The 19,492-nt window shown below is 60.2% G+C and carries 19 protein-coding genes; 4 read left to right on the forward strand and 15 right to left on the reverse strand.

Annotated features, from left to right (window positions below; all coding sequences use genetic code 11):
* The first annotated feature begins 163 nt into the window (after positions 1-163).
* Both HY067_19820 and dmeF read left to right on the forward strand, forming a co-directional pair.
* Positions 164-1,174, forward strand: a complete 1,011-nt coding sequence (locus HY067_19820) for a sodium:calcium antiporter (protein MBI3530201.1) — start codon at positions 164-166, stop codon at positions 1,172-1,174.
* Positions 1,175-1,188: 14 nt separating this feature from the next.
* On the forward strand, positions 1,189-2,136 hold the full coding sequence (gene dmeF / locus HY067_19825) for a CDF family Co(II)/Ni(II) efflux transporter DmeF (protein ID MBI3530202.1): 948 nt from the start codon (positions 1,189-1,191) through the stop codon (positions 2,134-2,136).
* Between the two features lie 223 nt (positions 2,137-2,359).
* Here the strand turns inward: dmeF and HY067_19830 are convergent, their stop codons facing one another.
* From HY067_19830 to HY067_19875, 10 genes are all read right to left on the reverse strand, one after another.
* Complete coding sequence (locus HY067_19830) at positions 2,360-2,992, reverse strand: cation transporter (protein MBI3530203.1); 633 nt, start codon at positions 2,990-2,992, stop codon at positions 2,360-2,362.
* A 123-nt stretch (positions 2,993-3,115) separates the two neighbouring features.
* Positions 3,116-4,024: a cation transporter gene (locus HY067_19835; protein ID MBI3530204.1), complete on the reverse strand. Its 909-nt coding sequence runs from the start codon at positions 4,022-4,024 to the stop codon at positions 3,116-3,118.
* 79 nt (positions 4,025-4,103) lie between these two features.
* Positions 4,104-4,445, reverse strand: a complete 342-nt coding sequence (locus HY067_19840; GenBank protein ID MBI3530205.1) for a P-II family nitrogen regulator — start codon at positions 4,443-4,445, stop codon at positions 4,104-4,106.
* 18 nt (positions 4,446-4,463) lie between these two features.
* Complete coding sequence (locus HY067_19845; protein MBI3530206.1) at positions 4,464-7,580, reverse strand: efflux RND transporter permease subunit; 3,117 nt, start codon at positions 7,578-7,580, stop codon at positions 4,464-4,466.
* A gap of 11 nt (positions 7,581-7,591) precedes the next feature.
* Positions 7,592-8,830 carry an efflux RND transporter periplasmic adaptor subunit gene (locus HY067_19850; protein ID MBI3530207.1) on the reverse strand — a complete coding sequence of 413 codons (1,239 nt, stop codon included), beginning with the start codon at positions 8,828-8,830 and terminating at the stop codon, positions 7,592-7,594.
* Between the two features lie 54 nt (positions 8,831-8,884).
* Positions 8,885-10,201 carry a TolC family protein gene (locus HY067_19855; protein ID MBI3530208.1) on the reverse strand — a complete coding sequence of 439 codons (1,317 nt, stop codon included), beginning with the start codon at positions 10,199-10,201 and terminating at the stop codon, positions 8,885-8,887.
* 80 nt (positions 10,202-10,281) lie between these two features.
* Entirely contained in the window at positions 10,282-10,644 is a 363-nt protein-coding gene (locus HY067_19860) for a hypothetical protein (protein ID MBI3530209.1), read from the reverse strand.
* A 213-nt stretch (positions 10,645-10,857) separates the two neighbouring features.
* Positions 10,858-11,025 carry a hypothetical protein gene (locus HY067_19865; protein ID MBI3530210.1) on the reverse strand — a complete coding sequence of 56 codons (168 nt, stop codon included), beginning with the start codon at positions 11,023-11,025 and terminating at the stop codon, positions 10,858-10,860.
* A gap of 69 nt (positions 11,026-11,094) precedes the next feature.
* A complete protein-coding gene (locus HY067_19870; protein MBI3530211.1) occupies positions 11,095-12,612 on the reverse strand; it encodes a sigma 54-interacting transcriptional regulator in 1,518 nt (505 codons plus the stop codon).
* A gap of 198 nt (positions 12,613-12,810) precedes the next feature.
* Entirely contained in the window at positions 12,811-13,974 is a 1,164-nt protein-coding gene (locus HY067_19875) for a porin (protein MBI3530212.1), read from the reverse strand.
* Positions 13,975-14,564: 590 nt separating this feature from the next.
* Here HY067_19875 and HY067_19880 point away from each other — a divergent pair.
* Both HY067_19880 and HY067_19885 read left to right on the forward strand, forming a co-directional pair.
* Entirely contained in the window at positions 14,565-15,245 is a 681-nt protein-coding gene (locus HY067_19880) for a heavy metal response regulator transcription factor (GenBank protein ID MBI3530213.1), read from the forward strand.
* Entirely contained in the window at positions 15,238-16,725 is a 1,488-nt protein-coding gene (locus tag HY067_19885; GenBank protein ID MBI3530214.1) for a heavy metal sensor histidine kinase, read from the forward strand. Before HY067_19880 ends, HY067_19885 begins: the two co-directional genes overlap by 8 nt.
* Positions 16,726-16,818: 93 nt before the next feature.
* On the opposite strand, the gene HY067_19890 is transcribed toward HY067_19885, so the two are convergent.
* The 5 genes from HY067_19890 to HY067_19910 all read right to left on the reverse strand — a co-directional run bounded on the left by HY067_19890 (position 16,819) and on the right by HY067_19910 (position 19,482).
* A complete protein-coding gene (locus tag HY067_19890; GenBank protein MBI3530215.1) occupies positions 16,819-17,082 on the reverse strand; it encodes a thioredoxin family protein in 264 nt (87 codons plus the stop codon).
* A 13-nt stretch (positions 17,083-17,095) separates the two neighbouring features.
* Positions 17,096-17,842, reverse strand: a complete 747-nt coding sequence (locus HY067_19895; GenBank protein ID MBI3530216.1) for a MerC domain-containing protein — start codon at positions 17,840-17,842, stop codon at positions 17,096-17,098.
* Between the two features lie 4 nt (positions 17,843-17,846).
* Positions 17,847-18,260, reverse strand: coding sequence for a heavy metal-responsive transcriptional regulator (locus HY067_19900; GenBank protein MBI3530217.1), 414 nt, complete (start codon positions 18,258-18,260; stop codon positions 17,847-17,849).
* A gap of 149 nt (positions 18,261-18,409) precedes the next feature.
* Positions 18,410-19,120, reverse strand: a complete 711-nt coding sequence (locus HY067_19905) for a cytochrome c family protein (protein ID MBI3530218.1) — start codon at positions 19,118-19,120, stop codon at positions 18,410-18,412.
* 107 nt (positions 19,121-19,227) lie between these two features.
* A complete protein-coding gene (locus HY067_19910) occupies positions 19,228-19,482 on the reverse strand; it encodes a hypothetical protein (GenBank protein MBI3530219.1) in 255 nt (84 codons plus the stop codon).
* Positions 19,483-19,492 lie beyond the last annotated feature (10 nt).

A 19,492-nucleotide genomic window follows, 5' to 3' on the forward strand; every position in this document is an offset into this window, starting at 1 on the left:
CGGACATCGTTTCCCTCGCCGATATCGGCAATAAGACTCGACGTCTCGCGTTCACCGCCGCTGCGGAGTTTCGCAATCCTCCTTCTGATCGAGATCGCCATTCTGGTCGCAGTGCTGGCGAACCTGTCATCTGCCGGTGCGAAGGAATCCCGAAGGTGGATCTATGACTGGCTTCGTCTTCGAATTGATCGTGATGCTCTTTGTCATTCTCGCGGCATCGGAACTGTTCACCAATGCATTGGAGCATCTGGGGGAGAGGCTCAAGATTTCCGAGGGGGTGACCGGCTCTTTGTTCGCCGCAGTCGGCACGGCGCTTCCGGAAACGATGGTTCCGCTCCTTGCGCTGTTCGCCGGCACCGCCAATGTCAGTGTAAACGAGGAGATCGGCGTCGGGGCTATCCTCGGCGCCCCTTTGATGCTGTCGACGTTATCGACCTGCCTCATGGCTCTGGCCGTACTGCCGCGACGGGGAGCGGTGGGTCATGTCAGCCCGGAACGAAGCGGCTTCGTGCGCGACCTCAACTTCTTCCTGTTTGCATTCACGCTTGCCGCAGCGGCGATGTACGCTCCGCAAGAAGCACGTTACGTCCGAGGCGCACTGAGCTTCGCGCTTGTGCTGACCTACTTTATTTACATCATGCTGACCCTTCGTGCGTCGGAGCGGTTAGTTGGGGATGGTCACGGCACTGAGGCGGAGCAAAGGATGTTCTTAGCCCGGATTGGCCTGCCGACAAACTTGCTCACGATTTTACTTCAGCTGGGTATTGGACTTGTCCTGCTTGTATTTGGTGCCAAGGGTTTCATTTCAGGGGTTGAGGGTGTGTCGCATTTGCTTGGTATTTCCGCACTCTTGCTGTCGCTGCTGATTATTCCCATAGCAACCGAACTTCCCGAGAAGGTGAACAGTATTCTCTGGATTCGACGAGGCAAGGACACGCTTGCCTTCGGCAATATCACCGGCGCGATGGTGTTTCAGGGCACGTTGCTCCCGGCCATTGGCATCATGCTGACGCCGTGGCAACCCCGTATCGAAGTTCTGAGTGGTGTTCTGGTCACACTGATCGCTGCCGCATGGCTTCGTATCAACTCGCGAAGCCCAGGGCTGCCGATCTGGGCGCTATCGATTAACGGTGCCTTGTACGTAGCCTATCTTGTAATAACGCTTAAGCGATGAGAGGGACAAATACCATGCATAGTGAAAATTGGTCCGCTTGGACCCACGACCACGTATTCGACGAAGGAAGCCATGCTGCCGAGCGGGGTACGCGAATTGTCATGTGGATCACCGCCGCGATGATGGTGATCGAAATTGTTGCTGGCTGGAGGTTCAACTCGATGGCGTTGTTGGCCGATGGTTGGCACATGAGCTCTCACGCTGTAGCCATTGGCCTGAGTGCGTTTGCGTACGCCGCAGCGCGGCGCTACGCCCGCGATTCTCGATTCGCCTTCGGTACATGGAAGATTGAAGTGCTCGGCGGATTCGCCAGCGCCATTTTTCTGCTGGGTGTCGCCGCCCTCATGGTATTCGGTTCAGTCGAGCGTATTTTCTCGCCGCAACCAATTCACTACCAGGAGGCGATGATCGTCGCGACGGTTGGACTTCTCGTGAATATCGTCTGCGCGATCATTCTGGGCAGGGCGCACGATCATCATGCCCCGGGTGCGCATGATCATGCCGGACACCGGCACCAGGAACATCATCACGATCTGAATCTGAAATCGGCCCATATGCATGTCATCGCGGATGCTGCGACATCGGTTCTCGCGATCGTGGCGCTGGCCGGTGGATGGTTCTACGGGTGGTCATGGCTTGATCCGGTCATGGGAATTGTCGGAGCCGTGCTGGTAGCCGTCTGGGCGAAAAATCTCCTCGCGGAAACCGGCAAAGTGCTACTGGACCGGGAGATGGACCACCCTGTTGTCGAGGAAATTCGCGAAGCGGTGGAGACCGGGCCGGATGCTGGGGAGACTCGCATTGCCGATTTGCACGTCTGGCGCGTCGGCAAGCAGTCCTACGCGTGCGCGATAAGTCTCGTCACCCACGCCGAGGCGCTGACGCCTCAGCGCGTCAGGGAACAACTTGCTCAACATGAGGAAATCGTCCATGCAACGGTCGAAATCCAACGCTGCCATTAGACCGGCGGCGCAGGCATGACCACGGGTGCAATGTGCGCGTCATATTCTGGGGTGCACTTGACCATGGTACCGGCTGCTGCCGTCGGGGCTCTGCTCGGAACGGCCGCGTGAGTGGGGCAAAGATTCCTTGCTGCTGGATCAGAGGGGCATGCATGCAGAGCGCACTCCGCCGGTGCAGGATTCGCCCGCAGAGAAGGGCCAAAATTAACCGCTTCGCCGCTATCTACCCGATTGCACTAGCCGGTGAGAATCGCAGAGCCTGGAATGCCTGTCTCAGGACACGAATTGCGGAAGTCAGAAACAAGCTAGCGATAACGACACCGACAATGATGTCCGGCCAACGCGATACCAACATGTAACTGAATCCCGCAGCAGCCAATACGCCTACGTTCGCGATCAGGTCGTTGCGCGAGCAAAGCCAGGTCGAACTCATATTGAGATTGTCGCTACGGTGACGGTACAACAGGAAAAAGCACACGAGATTAGCGACCAGGGCGATCCCACCGACAATGCCCATGGTCTCGACGCTCGGCATGATGGGATTGAGCGCCTTGTACGCGGCCTCTCCAAGCACACCGAATCCGAATATGAGCATGAACGAACCTTTGGCTGCCGCTGCGCTCGCCTGCCAGCGTACCGAACGTGCCAGTACAAATAAGCTGAAGCCGTATACGAGTGCGTCACCGAGCATATCTAGCGCATCCGCCATTAACGAAGTCGAATGAGCCAGAAGACCGGCCACGCCTTCACCGAAGAACATCAGCGCATTGATGGCGAGCACAACCCACAGAACGCGTTGATGACTTTCACGCATTGCGGTGATCTCACAACTCTTGTCTTCGCAGCAACTCGCCATATAGCCGATTTTAACCTGGGAACACGTCAGAGGTGGCGCACCGTGCCGTGGACGCTCGGAATTGCCGTCAGACAGGCCGCTCCTTCGGAGCCAGTGCCTAGAATTTGGATACTTTGCCGACCTTTACACGAGCGCGCAATCGTGCGGTACCTCACCCAGTTCAATTTGAAGTGTGGCGTGATGAATGCGGAAATGGTGCTCCAGCTCCTCGGCAGCGTCCGCCATGAAGCGGTCTCCGGGATGCCCGCCAGGCATGACCAGATGCGCCGTCAGCGCAGCTTCGGTGGTGCTCATCCCCCAGACGTGCAAATCATGCACTTCCGTTACGCCTGGCAGGTCACACAGGTAAGTCTGCACGGATGCCATGTCGATGCCCGTGGGTACGGCATTGAGCGCTAGGTTGATCGCATCGCGCAAGAGTCCCCACGTCCCCACCAGAATCACCGCCACGATCACCAGGCCGATCATCGAGTCGATCCAATGCCAGCCGCTCAGGAGAATGGCGAGCCCGCCCAGGACTACGCCCAACGATACTGCCGCATCCGCAGCCATGTGCAGAAACGCGCCGCGGATGTTGAGGTCGGTCCTCCGACCAGACATGAACATCCAGGCGGTAATACCGTTGACCCCAATCCCGATGGCAGCGACGATCATTACCGTCGTGCCCTGGACTGGCGCCGGAGTGCCGAAGCGCTGCACCGCTTCCCACATGATCGCTCCACACGCGAGCAGCAACAACATCGCGTTAGCAAGCGCGGCGAGAATCGACGAGCTGCGCAGTCCATAGGTAAACCGCGTTGTGGGCCGGCGGCGCGCCAGCGCCAGTGCACCCCATGCCAGCAGCAGGCCCAACACATCCGACAGGTTGTGGCCGGCATCGGCAAGCAGCGCCAGCGAACTGGCGAGCACACCATAGACTGCCTCGACGATGACGAAAGCGACGTTCAGTGCGATGCCGATGGCGAACGCGCGGTTGTAATTCCCGGGTTCGTGGACGTGCCCGTGATCGTGTCCTGCGTGATTGCCGCTCAAGTTTTTGTCTCCTTACGTCGATCAGCGATTTGTAAATTTACTTTTCGTCGGACCTGACAGTCGGTTGTTTGCGAGTTCATCAGCTACCAATTTGCATGGCCGATTCGACTGTGGTTATGTAGACCCATCCTGCTTCGCCTTGTCCCGTTCGTCCGGACATTGCTACTACGTTCGCCAACCGCTCTGCGTCGGTGTCCACGCACAGAAGTTCCAGCTTGTATTCTTCGATCACCGGCTCGGCGAGATCCATGGAGTAGCGCTGCTCTTTCGTATCGACGGCCGTCAGAAGACTTTGCACTGCGGCGACGTTGATGTTACGCATGCCACCCGGATGACCCGTCGCCGCTAAGTCGGCCAATTTGAGGGCCTCGATCACCGCTGCGATGCGGTGCTTGTGAATGAATGCCTTGATCTCCTTCATGGATTTTCCTTTCATACTCTATGCTCGGGATGCTGCGGTCACCGGGGCGGATTTCTGTTGGCGTTCAATGCGTGTTTCCACCCATTCGTATATGAGCGGTAGCAGAAGCAGCGTCAGGGCCGTCGAGGTGAACAAGCCACCGACCACCACTGTCGCCAATGGCCGCTGCGTCTCGGCGCCCACGCCGCTGGAGAGCAGCATGGGAACCAGCCCGAGAATCGCTACTGAGGCCGTCATCAGAACCGGCCGCAGGCGCAATGCCGCGCCTTCCCGCACCGCCTCGCGCACCGAGCGCCCCTGGCTGCGCAGATCGTTCAGGAAGGTGAGCAGCACGATGCCGTTCAGCATCGCCACGCCGAATACGGCGATGAAGCCGATGGCGGAGGGCACCGATACGTATTGCCCCGTGATGGCCAGACCGAAGACACCACCGATGACGGCAAAGGGCACGTTGGCGATGATCATGGCCGCGTACCGCACCGAATTGAAGGCGGTGTACAGCAGGATGAAGATGAGGCCGATGGTGAGCGGTACGATCACCGCGAGCCGCGCCAGCGCCCGCTGCTGGTTTTCGAAGGCGCCACCCCATTCCATCCAGTAACCGGTCGGGAGTTTCACCTTGTCGCGGATCCTCGCTTCCGCCTCCTTCACGAAGCCGTCCACATCGCGCCCCTTCACGTCCATCTGAATCACCGCGTAGCGCTGCAACTGCTCGCGGCGGACGAACGAATAGCCTTCGTCTGTTTCTATCGAGGCTACCCGGGACAGCGGCACGAGTGCCCCTGACTGCGTGCGGATGGGAATATCGCTGATGGCCTGCTGACTGTCGCGGAAAGCGGCATCCAGCCGCACCTGGATATCGAAGCGCTTCACGCCATCGATAACCGTGCTGACACTCTTGCCGCCTATTCCCGCCTGAACGACTTCGAGGACCTCGTCGGCATTGATGCCATAGCGGGCCGCCTCGTCGCGGTTGACCTTGATCACCATCTGCGGCTTGCCCTTGTTCGCCTCCAGCGCCAGGTCCGCGGCCCCGGGCACTTTGTCGAGCACCATCTTCATTTCGCCCGCCAGTCTGTCGAGCGTGGCCAGGTCTTCGCCATAGATTTTCAGGGCCAGAGTCGCGCGCACGCCGGAAATGAGTTCTTCGACTCGCATCTGGATCGGCTGGGTGGCCCCGAATACCACCGTGGGAATGGATATTTCCAGGACTTCCTGCATCTCCCCGGAAAGCTCGGTCATGCTCATTTTCCCGGGCCACTCTTTCTCCGGCTTCACATCGACCAGCACTTCCATATAGTTGACATCCGCCGTCTCGCCCTTCTCGGCGCGGCCGATGGTCGCAAGCGTGGACTTTACCTGGGGGAAGTTCTGCTTCAACGCGGCGTCGAACCTCTTCGCAACGCCTATGCTCTCCTCCAGCGAGGTGGACGGGATACCCGTCACCCGGAACATGATCGTGCCTTCCTGCAGGGTGGGCATGAATTCCTTGCCGAGAAACGGAAACACCGCCAGCGATGCGGCCAGCAGCACGGCGGCCGCGCCGATGACTTTGCGTTTGTTGTCGAGCGCCCAGTCCAGCAGCGGCAGATAGAAGCGCTTGGCCTGGCGCACGATGAAGGTGTCCTTCTCCTCCTTCGCCTTCAGGATCAGCGCTGCCAGTACTGGCACGAGCGTCAGCGTCAGAATGAGCGAGCCGACCATGGCGAAGGTGATGGTGAGCGCCATGGGCTTGAACAGCTTGCCCTCCAGTCCGGTGAGCGAGAACAGTGGCAGGAAGACCACGATGATGATCAGGATCGCAAAGGCGATGGGGTTGATGACTTCTTTTGCCGCCGCGAGCATCACGTTTGTCCGGTTCACCTCTTTGCCGGCGTGGTGAGAGAGCAGCCGAAAGCCGTTCTCCACCATGACCACGGCGCCGTCCACCATCATGCCGATGCCGATGGCGAGGCCGGCAAGCGACATCAGGTTGGCCGACATGCCGGCGTACTGCATCAGGATGAAGGCGATGAGCATCGCGAGCGGCAGGGTGACGACCACGACGATGGCTGAACGGATTTCGCCGAGAAACAGGAACAGCACTATGGCCACCAGGATAGAACCTTCGATCAGCGCACTTTCCGCGGTCTTCAGCGCCTTATCCACGAGTTCGGTACGGTCGTACACCGGGTTGATGGAAACCCCTTTCGGCAGTGCCTGCTTCGCCGTCAGCAGCTTTGCCTTTACCGCATCGGTGACATTCTTGGCGTTCTCGTTGATGCGCGCCAGTACGATGCCCAGCGACACTTCCCGGCCATCCCTGGTCACCGCGCCAAAGCGAAGACTGGGCGCCTCCTTCACCTCGGCCACGTCGCGTACATAGACGGGCGCACCCTCGCGCTGCGTAATCACGACGTTGCCGATATCGCGTGTACCGGTGACCAGCCCCAGTCCACGCACCAGATACTGCTCCTGGCCCAGGTTCACGTACTGGCCGCCCACCTGGCGGTTGTTGGCGGCGAGTGCTTCCATTACCGCCTTGAAGGTGAGGCCGTACTTGATCAGCTTCTGCGGTTGGATCAACACCTGATATTGCTTCTCGTCGCCACCCCAGGAAGTCACGTCGTCGACTCCCGGCGCGGTGCGCAGCAGCAGGCGTACGTTCCAGTCCTGCAGCGTGCGCAAATCCATGGTGGACAGCTTCTGGTCGGCTGACTCGACGGTGTACCAGAACACCTGCCCCAATCCGGAACTGTTCGGCCCCAGTGACGGCTCGCCGTAGCCTTCGGGAATGCGGGCCTTCGCTTCCAGCAGTTTCTCCCCGGCGAGCCGGCGGGCAAAGTAGATATCCACGTTGTCCTTGAAATAGACGCTCACATAGGACAATCCGAACAGCGACACGGAGCGAATTTCCTCGACTCCAGGCAACCCCGCCATGGCGGTTTCCACCGGGAACGTCAGCAGTTTCTCCACGTCCTCGGCGGCGAGCCCCGGCGACTCGGTATACACGTTGACCTGTACCGGCGTCACGTCCGGAAACGCGTCCACCGGCACGGCGCGAAACGCCTGCACGCCGAACACCACGATGAGCAGGAATCCGACCAGCACCAGCACCTTGTAGCGCAGGGATATGTCGACAATTGAATTCAACATGATGGGGGCCTTTAGTGCGCGTCACCGATTTGCGACTTGAGCATGCGCGCCTTGAGCGCATAGGCTCCCGCGATTACCACCTGCTCGCCTTCCTTGACCCCGCCGCGCACGACGACCCGCCCGCCGACCTTGTCGCCGGGTTCGACGGCGCGCGGCTCGAACCCGCCGGCTTCCCGTACGAATACCATCGTCTGGCCATTGATGAGCAGCACCGCCTCCTGAGGAAGAGTGAGCGCCTGGCTCGTGGACGCCGTGTCGATCGACGCATTGGCGAACATCTCCGGTTTGAGCTGCCCGCCCGGGTTCGGCACTTCCACACGCGCCCCGACGGCTCGGGTGTTTTTGTCCACCGTGCTGCTGATATAGGTCAGCTTGCCCTTGAATAATTCGCCGGGGTAGGCGTTCACCGTAACCGTCGCAGATGCCCCCACGCGCACCCTGCCGAGGTCCTTCTCGAACAGGTTGGCTTCGATCCACAGAGTCGAAAGATCCGCGACGGTGAAAAGGCTTTTGTCCGGTTGGGCGAGCTCGCCGAGCACCGCGTCCTTCTCGATTACCGTGCCGCGAAATGGCGCATTGAGCGGGAAAACGGACCCGGGTCCTGTCTCCGATTCGCGATGCTCCACGTCCAGCAGCCGCAGTTTGTCGTCGGCCGCACGCAGGCTGGCCTTGGCCTTCTCGTACTCGCTGCGCGCGCGCAGGTAGTCCTTCTCGGGAATGATGTCGTCAGCCTTGAGTTTCTGTGCCCGTTCAAAGTCGGACTTCGCCAGAGAGAACTGGCTTTGCGCCTGCTGGTAAGCGGAGTGCGCTTCACCCAATTCGATACTGTCCAGAAGCGCGAGCGTTTGTCCTTTGACTACGTTGTCGCCGAGTTTGGCTCTGACTTCGGTGATACGAGCCGAGACTCGCGGTGCCACGTGGGCGATGCGATCCTGGTTGGCGCGAATGGTGGCGGTGAGAACCACCTGATCAAGGAGAGATTGCGTCCCGAGTTCCGCAACCTTGATCCCCGCGATTTCAAGTTCTTCGGCAGACAGTGTCAATCGCTGTTCGTCGCCATGGTCCTTGGTAGCCCCGGCCAACGACTTTTCGCTTGAGTTGTCTCCGGCGTGCGACGCATTTGTACTGACGCGATTCTGGGCAACAGGTTTGGCTGCTGTTTCTTCGGGTTTGCCGCAACCGGAGAGACCGACTGCGGTGGCAAATCCAATGGACAGTAAATAGACATTCTTAAATAAGGATGGATTCATGTTCTTTGCATTGACAAAGTAGGATTCATCGGACTACGGGATGTCAGGAGCCGCTCAGCGGGCGTTGTCTTTCACGACGAAACCTGCGGCCTCTTCAAGCGCTATCCGCGTTTGACTGAAATCGGTAACGGCGTCCAGATAATCGCGCCGCCCATCCAAAAGCTGCCGGTTGACCAGCAAGAGTTGCAACAGGCCGATCTCTCCGCTACGAAAGGAAACGGTAGACAAGCGCTGGTTTTCCTCCAGACTCGGCAACACCGATTCGGTGAGTCGACCTACGCGGGCATGAAGGCTTTCCAGCCGCTGCCACGTCGCGCGCACTTGTGCCTCGACATCGCGTGACGCCGCCTGTTTCTCAATCTGTGTCTGCGTAAGCTCCGCGGATGCTTGACCAACTCCGCCAGCGTTGCGCTTGAACAAAGGCAAGGGCATGGAGATGGACAGCATCGTGAGATTTTCTCTTGCGTCGCCGGGGCCCTCGCGGCCGGTCGTCACTCCCACCGTGATGTCGGGGTAGGTCGATGCGCGCTGCAAGGCCAGCTTGCTTCTTGCGGCCTGTTCACGAAGGTTGAGGGCGCGAAACAGAGGGCGACTGGCGACGTTGTCGAGCAGGTCCTGCAGGATGTAACGGGGCCGGGCGGCGCTAAGCTCACCGATTGCCTCGGGAAGATTGTTCGGGGGTAGCTGGACTAAGGCCGCAAGGTCCACACGCGCCTGAATGAGTTGTTCACTCAACAGTGTTACTTGATTTTGAGCACGCTCGGCCTCAACGGAGGCTAGATTCCCGTTGAGACGGCTGTCTTCTCCGGCTCCAACCCGCTTCTTTACCGCCGCCGCTGCATCCTGAATCAACTTCGACGAATCGCGTTCGATCTCGATGCGTTTCTGCAACGCCAACACGCGCGTAAATCGCTGTTCGACTGCTGCATGAATCCGGCGTCGGAGTTCCGCAATTCTTTCGTTGGTTGCATCGAGTTCAAGTTCAGCCGCCTGGCGCCGGTAGCCGTGCTGACCAGCCAGCTCAAAGGTCTGGGCAAGCCCGATGTTCCACTCCCCGAATGCCTGGCCGGGAAGTCCGGACTGCGCGAGCGTTCTCCGTGTGAGATCGGTGGAAATCTGCGGGTTATTCCAGAACCACCCGTGAGTGTCTTTGAGTTGACCCCTGGCGGCAGATAGCCCCGCGTTAGCCGTGCGCAGCTCTGGATTGGCCTGTTCGGCACGTGCCCATGCCTGATCGAGCGTTAGCGGTTCCGCCCGAACGGCAGCCAAGGACAGCGTACTTGAAATGACGATGAGAAAAAACGGCGCCACCCTATTCGCAAGTGCACGAATGGAACGGGCAGGTGCGCCTGGGGCAAAGTGGCCCGGCATAGAACCTCCGTCTAGCATGAACAACACCCGTCATGCAGCCGTGCACGACGGGCATCAACCGAGATCGAACGTGGTAACGGTTAGGCTAGAGCGGAGAAGCGGGGCGGGCGGAAGAGGCCATCCGGAGAGCGATCCCGCGGAAATTTCAGGGAACCGTGGATAGCGAAAGAGTCGAGCGTCGGACGATTGACGGGAGTGACATATACGAGGCCCAGCAAATGGCTAAAAACGTGGCAGCCTTCATTGCAGTGCTTACCGCTCTTTTCCGGGTAACCGGTATCTGGCGCGTTGCTGTCCGTGTCGTCTGATTGTACTGATGCCTGTTCGCTTGCCACCCAATCGGCAAAAGCCACCGCGCTCACGCTCCAACTTAGAGTGTTGAGCATGAACACGATGAGAACTGAAACAATGAGTTTTTGAACAGGGATGCGCACGACGCGCACTATACCACTATCCCGTTTGACTGAAATTCAAAAATGGGCTTCCGCGATTCGAAAGAGCCGGCGAGTGGGACCAGAGGGGCATGCTGAGGCATACTCCCCCGATCGCGGGCGGCGGCGAAAACGCCTCAGCCTTTCTCCACCTTGCCGCCTTTCGCGAGGCATTGCTTTTCGGTCATGGATAACCATCCCTGGCCCTTGCAGGCGTTCTGCCCGCTACATCCGTTTTTGGCAGACGAGCACTCGCTCTTGCCCTTGCAGGCGCAGAAAAAGTCTCCTTTGCATCACCCCGCGCGCTCCGCGACGCTCTATCCCAACATCCGCCTGCGCTAACAGCCGCATGTAGTAGCAGTCGCCGGCAATCCTCTTTTCAGCGGTGTCCATGCCTGCATCCACAAGGATGCGCACGGCGGTGTCGCCTGGCGATTGCCATATCGGGCGACCGTCTGTCTTTCAGTCGTGTGTTATGTTCCGGAAATCAACCCCGAGCGAGTGGAGCTTGCGGTACAAGTGCGTTCTCTCCAAGCCGACGCGCTTGGCAAGCTGCTCGACCCTGCCGTTGCAGATCAGCAGTTGCTGCTGCAGGTACGCGCGTTCGAACTGCTCGCGAGCCTCGCGCAACGGCAACGCCAGTCCGAGTGAGTGGAACTTGCGATACGCATGCGTTCTTTCCAGGCCGACGCGCTTGGCAAGCTGCTCGACCCTGCCGTTGCAGATCAGCAACTGCTGCTGCATGTACGCGCGTTCGAACTGCTCGCGAGCCTCGCGCAACGGCAGCGCCAGCACGTCCGGCTTCACCCGCGGTTCGTCGACCGGAAGCTGGCTGGACAGCTCACGTTCGATTTCATCGAGACCGATTTCTTCTCCGCCCTTCAGAATCAGCAGCCGCTGCACGAGGTTCTTGAGCTCGTGGATGTTGCCGGGCCAGGGATAGTTGCGCAGCCGGTTCTGCGCGGCCACGCTGAAGCGCCGGAACTGCAGCCCGGTGTCATCCGCCAGCCGATCGACGTAGTAGCGCAGCAGATCCGGCACATCCTCAACGTAATCGCGCAGCGGCGGGACGCGCAGCGTCACCACGTTCAGTTGCGACAGCAGATCGCGGCGGAACGGCTCCGGCACCCCGCGCGCCTCGAAGCCGGGCTGCGCGGAACTCAGGAACCGTACGTTGAGCGGCCGCGATTGCGCGGCCCCGAGCCGCGTATAGTGGCCGTTCTCGATATCGGCGAGCAGCAGCCGCTGCGCGGCCGGCAACAGATCCTCCAGGCCCTTGATGAACAGCGTGCCTCCGTCGGCCTGGTCATATTGCCCGGGCTCGACACCCGCGGCCGTCTCGCGTCCATGCAGTAGCGCGGCGGCAGTCTCTTCCGCAAGGCTGCCCGCGACAACTGCGACGAACGGCTGCGCACTACGCGGGCTGAGAGAGTGAATGTAGCGGGCGAACGCCTCGCGGCCCGTGCCCGATTCGCCCAACAGCAGAATCGGCACGTCGTGCGGTGCGATCTGCTGCACTTGCTGGCGGATCAACTGCATCGCGCGGCTGCGCCCCACCGACGCGACCGACGGCGGCAACAGCGCGTGTGCTCTCTGGCGCTTCTGACGGCCGGCATCCAGTGCCCGCTCCACGGTGCGCAGAAGCTTGGCGAGCGACAGCGGTTTTTCCACGAAGTCGAACGCGCCGAGGCGGATCGCCTCCACCGCGGTCTCCACGGTGCCATGGCCGGACATCATCACGACAGGACAATCCGCCATGGTCGGGCCACGCGACCACTCACGCAGCAGCGTGATGCCATCGGTATCCGGCATCCAGATGTCCAGCAGCACCAGATCGGGGTTCCGCCGCGCGCACGAGGCGTACGCCTGCGCCGCGTCGGCTGCGAGCTCGATCTCGTAGCCTTCGTCGGAGAGGACCTCGCGCAGGAGACTGCGGATGTCGGCCTCGTCGTCGACGATCAGAATGCGCTGTGAGGTCATGCGCGCTTCCTGCGGGAGGACGACGGCAACGGGCTGTGAAACGAGCTCAGGCTGGTCGAGGGCAGCCCGTTCTAGCGCGGCTTTCCCTCGTTCTATTTCATCGACAACGCTAACCATGCGGCTTTTATTGCGTTCGGGAACCAAGACGAGCGCCCGAAGAGGCGCTCGTCCCGTCACCGTAGACAGATGATGCGAATATCAGTAGACGTGTTTGAGGCGGACATCGAATACTTGGTTGGTAGTTCCCGCCCCCGCAAGCGGTGCCCCGATCTGAACGTAAGTGGCGGCATCCTCGTTGTTGGTACGAGCGAAAATAAATTGCAGTTGCGACTGCTTTGACAGATTGTGGAAGTAGCCGACGCCTAACATCTTCGCACCGGTGTTGGTAGCCGTGCCGACATTGGTCTTACCTTTCTGGGCAACGCCGATCTCGCCGCCAACGTAGCCGGAAGGCAAATTGTACTTAGCCGCGAGCCAGTACGCAGTGCGTTTGTACTCGTTGACGGCGCTTGCGGAACCGTCTGTCTTGTACTTCAGTTGCTCGTAACGCAAGTGCAGGCCAAGGTCGCCAATCGTGTAGCCGCCACCTATCTGCACGGCATTGTCGCTAGAACTTGTCCCGCCGGCAAAGCCCACGATTTTGTTAGCGCCGAACATGTCGTCATGCTTTTCGTAGGCCAGATCCACATAGAACGGCATGCCGTCCGGTTGGAATTTGCCGCCGATGGACACAATCTTCGGATCGGTGGTCTGGGTCTTGAATGCGCTCAGCGTGTAATCGACTTCGAACGAGAAACCACTCCAGTTCGGGCTCTCGTACCAAATCTCCTGCTCCGCACGACGATAGAAGCCGACGCAGCCGGTTGTGGCTGTAGGACCGCAGCCGGCCTGACCAACTTCAAACACTGTGGCTGCGCCGGGCGTACCCAGGAGATTAAGGTTCCCGCCGGGTCCTACCGCGCCATCAAGCGGATCAGCCGTATACATCCATTTCTCGTACACGTTCTCGTTCGTCCCGACCTTGAACGCACCCCATTGGCCGGTGAGTCCTAAAAAGGAGTTACGGTTCCCAATGGCGCCGCCCGCGCGTCCTGGATTCGCGGACGATGTGCCGGAAATATCCATTTGATAATGCATGACCACCTTGTTGCCACCCCCTATATCGTCCACAGATTCGAGATCCATGTGCGAATAGCTCGGATGCAACTGGTTAGTGGTCAGTCCGGGGTTACCTGCGGTATCGCTGCTCGACTTTCCAAGTTGGATACCCATGTTGATGGCGCCGCTCAGCGTGACTTCCGCCATTGCGGCCGGTGCGGCGAAGGCGCCAGCTACCGCTAACGCGATGAGTCCCCTCTTCATAGCTATACTCCTCTTCATCACTATCTCCTTGTGGTAGGGTTACTTAGACCGGGTGGGTGCTTATCTAGTCCTTTCCGGTACACGAGGGCAGCACAAGAAAGGACGCGGTACCAAGTGTCCCAAAACCTTGGGCCAGCCCTGCGCTGCTGCCTTGTGTTGGTGGCGGGATATCGGGTTGAGCGCGCGCACTTCCCCGCATCCGTGTGTGGAAGCAAGAGGTGTTTATCTCCCTGTTGGCGGCCGATCCAGCCGCTCAAGTTGTGCTGAGACATCGGCTTGCCGTGTTCGGGAGTCAACACGGTCGCAGCCATTCCTACGGCGGCGCGCCCGACGAGAGGTACGGCGTGTCGATAGGAGGCGACCTCCTGCTCGGCGCGTGGAATCAGATGACCGTGTCCTTTGAAGCACATCGACTCCTTGTCGGTTGTTGCTGCCCAGTGCGTGGGAGACAACTTGTTGCACAGTCACGACAGATGGAGCCATCCTAGCGGCCTGCGGCAAACGCCCGCCTGACAGCAGGATTACATTTTTGTAATGATGTCCCGGGTGCCGTTTGCGCGAGAATTGGCGGGACGTCGGGGAGGGGGACGATGCGGTTGCTGGTGGTTGAGGATGAGATCAAGACCCGTGAGTACCTGCGCAAGGGCCTCACGGAAGAGGGGTTCATCGTGGATACCGCGGCAACCGGGGTCGACGGACTGCACCTCGCGACCACCGGCGACTACGAGCTAGTGATCCTGGACATCATGCTGCCTGGCGTCAGCGGCTGGCAGGTCCTGGCGGCGCTGCGGCGGCAAAAGCAGACGCCGGTGCTGTTCCTGACCGCACGCGACGAGGTGGCCGACCGCGTGCGCGGCCTGGAGCTCGGCGCCGACGACTACCTGGTCAAGCCTTTCGCCTTCGCCGAGTTGGTGGCGCGCATGCGCACGGTGATGCGCCGCGGTGCCGGGCGCGAACCCGACGTGCTCCAGATGGCGGACCTGGAGCTGAACCTGCGTCGGTGCCGTGCGCGCAGAGGCCAGAAGAGGATAGATCTGACCAAGAAGGAGTTCGCCCTTCTCGCGCTGCTGATGCAGCGCCACGGCGATGTCCTGTCCCGGGCTTACATCGCCTCCCAGGTCTGGGACATCAACTTCCACACCGACACCAACGTCGTCGACGTTGCCATTCGCCGATTGCGCGCCAAGGTCGACGACCCCTACGAGCGCAAGCTCATCCATACGCTGCGGGGCATGGGCTACGTCCTGGAGGAGCAGGAAAGACATGGCTAGCGCCGGAGCACCGGTCTCGCTGACGGCGAGGCTTACCGTCGGATTCGTCACCGTGCTGGTGACCGCGCACGTCGGCATCTGCCTCTATCTCGACTACACCTTCCAGGAGGAGTTCTCGACCGAGGATCGGCGCGAGTTGGCGGGCAATGCGGCCTTTGTACGGCAGATCCTGGCGGAGCAACGTTCCTTCGAGGAGCTGCGCGCCAACCCCCAGCGCCTGCTCGATGCCAAGACGCTGCATCAGCGGCTGAGTTTCGTGTTTAGCGACTCGCGGGGCCACACCATCGAGTCCTCCTACGAGGCTCGCTCGCTGGCCGACAGCGTTTGGGCGCGCGCGCGCACCTCTGAACGCGCGGGCGAACCGATGGGCACGCTTACGCACGAGGGTCGCATATGGCGGGCGCTGGTCGCGTCGGGTGCTCTTGGGGACGCCGAACACACGCCCATCGCCATCATGCTCGCGCTGGACGTGACCGAGCGCGAGAACTTCGCCCGGCGCTATCGTTCGAGGCTGGTGGTGGCGGCTGTCGTAGCGGCCGTCATCGCGGGCCTGGTGGGTTTCCCGCTCGTGCGGGGCGCGCTCGTCCCACTCGACGCAATGGCGCGTCGGGCGGGCGAGATCTCGGCGAGCCGGCTGGACGAGAGGCTACCTGTGGACGGCGTGCCGCGCGAGCTGCAGGAACTATCTATGGCCTTCAACCACGCCCTCGAGCGCTTGCAGGATTCCTTCCGGCGGTTGTCCCAGTTCTCTTCGGAGCTGGCACACGAGCTGCGCACGCCCATCGGCAATCTCATGGGCGAGGCCCAGGTGGCGCTGCGCCGCGTGCGCACCGCGCCGGAGTATCAGGCCGTGCTGGCCTCCGCGGTAGAGGAGTGCGAGTGGTTCGGCCGCATGATCGACGCCATGCTGTTCCTCGCGCGCGCGGACAACGCGCAGACTGCCCTGCACCGCAAGCTCCTCGACGGCAGACAGGAAGTCTTGCACGTGGCCGAGTACTACGAGGGGCTGCTGGCCGAGCACGGGCTGGAGCTGTGTATTGAAGGCAACGCGGCGATCTGGGCCGACCCCGAGCTGCTGCGGCAAGCACTGTCCAACCTCGTGATCAACGCCATCGGCCACACGCATAGGGGCGAAGCCATCATGGTGTCCTTTGCCCTCGCGCCCGATGCGAGCGTCCTCGTCGAGGTCTCCAACCCCGGCTCGGGGATTCCCGCCAACGTCCTGTCACGAGTGTTCGATCGCTTCTTCCGGATGGACGAAGCGCGGGGCGGGTCGGAGCGCGGCTCGGGGCTGGGGCTAGCGATCGTGCGCTCCATCATGCAGTTGCACGGTGGGTCCGCGAGTGTGCGCAGCACGCCCGAAGGGCCGACCGTATTCACCCTGTGCTTTCCGAGCGAAGCTGGCGTTCAAGCAGCAGCCATGGGTGTCAGCGTCGGCTCCTTGCCGCAACGCCGGGAGCTGGGCGCGTCGCCAAGTTGACGCTGGTCGCGTTCATGCCCGGCTTCTCCAAAATGGAACAGGCGCAAGTGTCGCCGCTGGTACTGGTTTGATGAGCACCCATAACGTTCTTGGTTAAGGTGTCCCGATCCCCGCCGCCCTGAGGCTTGCCTCGTTCGGCCCGCGCCCCACGCAGCAATCGGCAAGTCGGCCGTCGACAACGACGGCGGGAACCCTACCTACGCCATGGGCCTTCGCCTTCTTTGCAACAGCTGCATTGCGCATGTCGAGGATTTCTACTTCGCACGATGGACATACCAAGCGGTTGATCAGTGCAATTGTGTCCTCGCAGACCGAACAACCGGCACTGAACACTTCGATCTTTCGAGTAGCGGCCATATCTGCGATCTCCTTACTGCGCCTGTGTTTTAGGCTCGCTCTCTGCCCCTGCGCAGGCAGGACAGGAAGTGGGGTGAACGGGTCGTCTTCGAGCAGCCAGGAAAATTGCTCCGACGAGCAATGCGACGCCGACATTGGTCGTCCAGTCGGAATCGAAAACGAATCTGCCAAATAAAACCAATGCTGACGAAGTGATGCCGAGGACGAGTGGTAGCAGCCGGCCAGTTCTACGGACTCCGATCGCGAGCGAGCCTACGGCGACGACTAGAAATGCCAAGGTCGCCGGCAAAAGGTAGGGTGTGTAGTCGACGAATCCCAAACCGATCGCACTGAGGAGGGCGGAATAAGCCGGCCAGCAAAGGGGACACGTAAGTTTCGGCATAAGCGCGGCCCCGATCGCGGGCAGTGACGCGACAAGAGTACGCAAGCGGCCTTGTTCATTGGCTGGATGACCAGCGGCATGAAGCAGCACCGCGGAGATCGTTTCCAGCGTCGGTGTGCGGCTCAAACTGCCATCCTGAGCCCTATAGACCCTGCAGCTCGCTTCGCCAGCTCCCGGAATCATCTCCACAACATCCCGGCCGTCGACCAGAATCGTTGGAGAGCCGTACTTCTTTACATGTGTCGGCGTGCCTGAAGTATTGCGTTCCCACTCCCGCCAGCGTGCCGAAGTCCCAGTCTTGGTGAACGCTTCGATCAATAATGAGCGTGTGACTGCCACGTTGGGACAATCCGCGTCGTATACCAGTTCGACTTTCATGCATTCAACTCCGGTGAGCGTCAAAGGCTTCCAGGATGGGGCACTCACTGGTTGGGCCTTCACCCCGGCACGCCGTGGCAAGCTTTGCTAGTGCGCCGCGTATCCGTGTGAGCTCGGCGATTTTTTCTACCACAGTCGCGATTTTCTGGCGAGCCCTCATCCGTATGTCGGCACAAGTAATCCCGGGCCGCATTCGGAGCGACAGCAACTCGTCGATTTCGTGCAGGGAAAAGCCAAGCAACTGAGCCTTACGGACAAAGCCTAATCGCCTGACGGTCTCTTCGTCGTAAAGGCGGTAGCCCGATGAAGAACGGTTAGGCTTCGGGATCAGTCCTAGGCGCTCGTAATAGCGAATAGTCTGGATGTTGACTCCGCCCTGTCGAGCGAGCTTTCCGATCGTCAATTCTGTGCTGGCCATCTGTCCCTCTATACGAACGCACTATAAACCCTATACGTACGTACAGAGTCAAGCCAGTTCGTTTAGATTCAATCTGAGGTGTCGCAGCTTTCTCCAGCGTTACGAGCTCACGGTCGAGTAAAGGTCCCCGCTTCCGCCGACCTGATTGGTCAGTGGCACGATTCCTTGATGAACGAACTAATCTCGCGCGGTGCAGTAAATATGACCGCTGCACGGTCACCCATCATGCCGGTCCCCACGATGATCGGCTTTCCCTTGAGGGGGCCGTACTTGCTCGAGTCCGTTTGTAAGCGGAGGTTGAACTCCCAGAATTTGTACGTTTGTTCCGTTGCCGTTTTGACGATATAGGTATCGCCGCAGTATTCGAGAGAGACGACCTGCATCTTCGGGTCGGTGTTTTTCAGATCCAGTTTGTTGCGACCTATCATCATCCCCATGCCGCCTTCATTTTTGGATGGCGCGGGCGCATGACCTTGGGAGACCGCTTTCAGGTACGCGATGACGTCCCGGCGATCCTTGCTGCTTTCGATACCGGGGAACGTCATGTCGTTGTGGGGAATAAATTTCGCCGGATCGCGCAGCCATTGGTCCAGGGTGCGCTCATCCCACACTACGTTCGCATGCTTCAATGCATCCGAATACCGGGTAAACCCTCCCGCAGTCCCGGCCTTACGGCCCCAGAGGTGCGCGAGGCTCGGGCCTGTCATGTGCTCGTCGGGTTCGACGGAATGACACGCAATGCATGCCCGGAAAACGGCAATGCCATGAGTTGGATCGCCGGCAGCAAAGGTGATGCCACCAAACAGCATTGAGAGCACAAAGAATAGGAAATGCAAAAGCGGATTGGCAGTGTTCTTCATGATTAGCTCTCAAGAAAAAACGGGGGACAATCCTTATGCACTGCTCAAGAATATAGAGGGAGCACGCCGAAGCATGCTCCCCGATAGCAGGCGGCGATCGAAGCGTCTCAGCTTTTCTCCACTTTGCCGCCTTTTTCCAAGCACTGCTTTTCGCTGACGGATACCCAGCCTTTGCCCTTGCAGGCGTTCTGACCGCTGCAGCTGTTGCTGGCGGATGCGCACTCGCTCTTGCCTTTGCAGGCGTTGACACCCGCGCAATGCACCTTGGCTTCCGTCTTGTCCGCCGCGATTACGCCAGCCGTACCGGCCAGGAACAGGCCTGCTGCCGCGGCCGCAAGCGCGGCGCCCGAAACGGCTCTCATCGTATTTCTC

It is taken from the genome of Betaproteobacteria bacterium, from assembly GCA_016194905.1.
Lineage (GTDB): Bacteria > Pseudomonadota > Gammaproteobacteria > Burkholderiales > JACQAP01 > JACQAP01.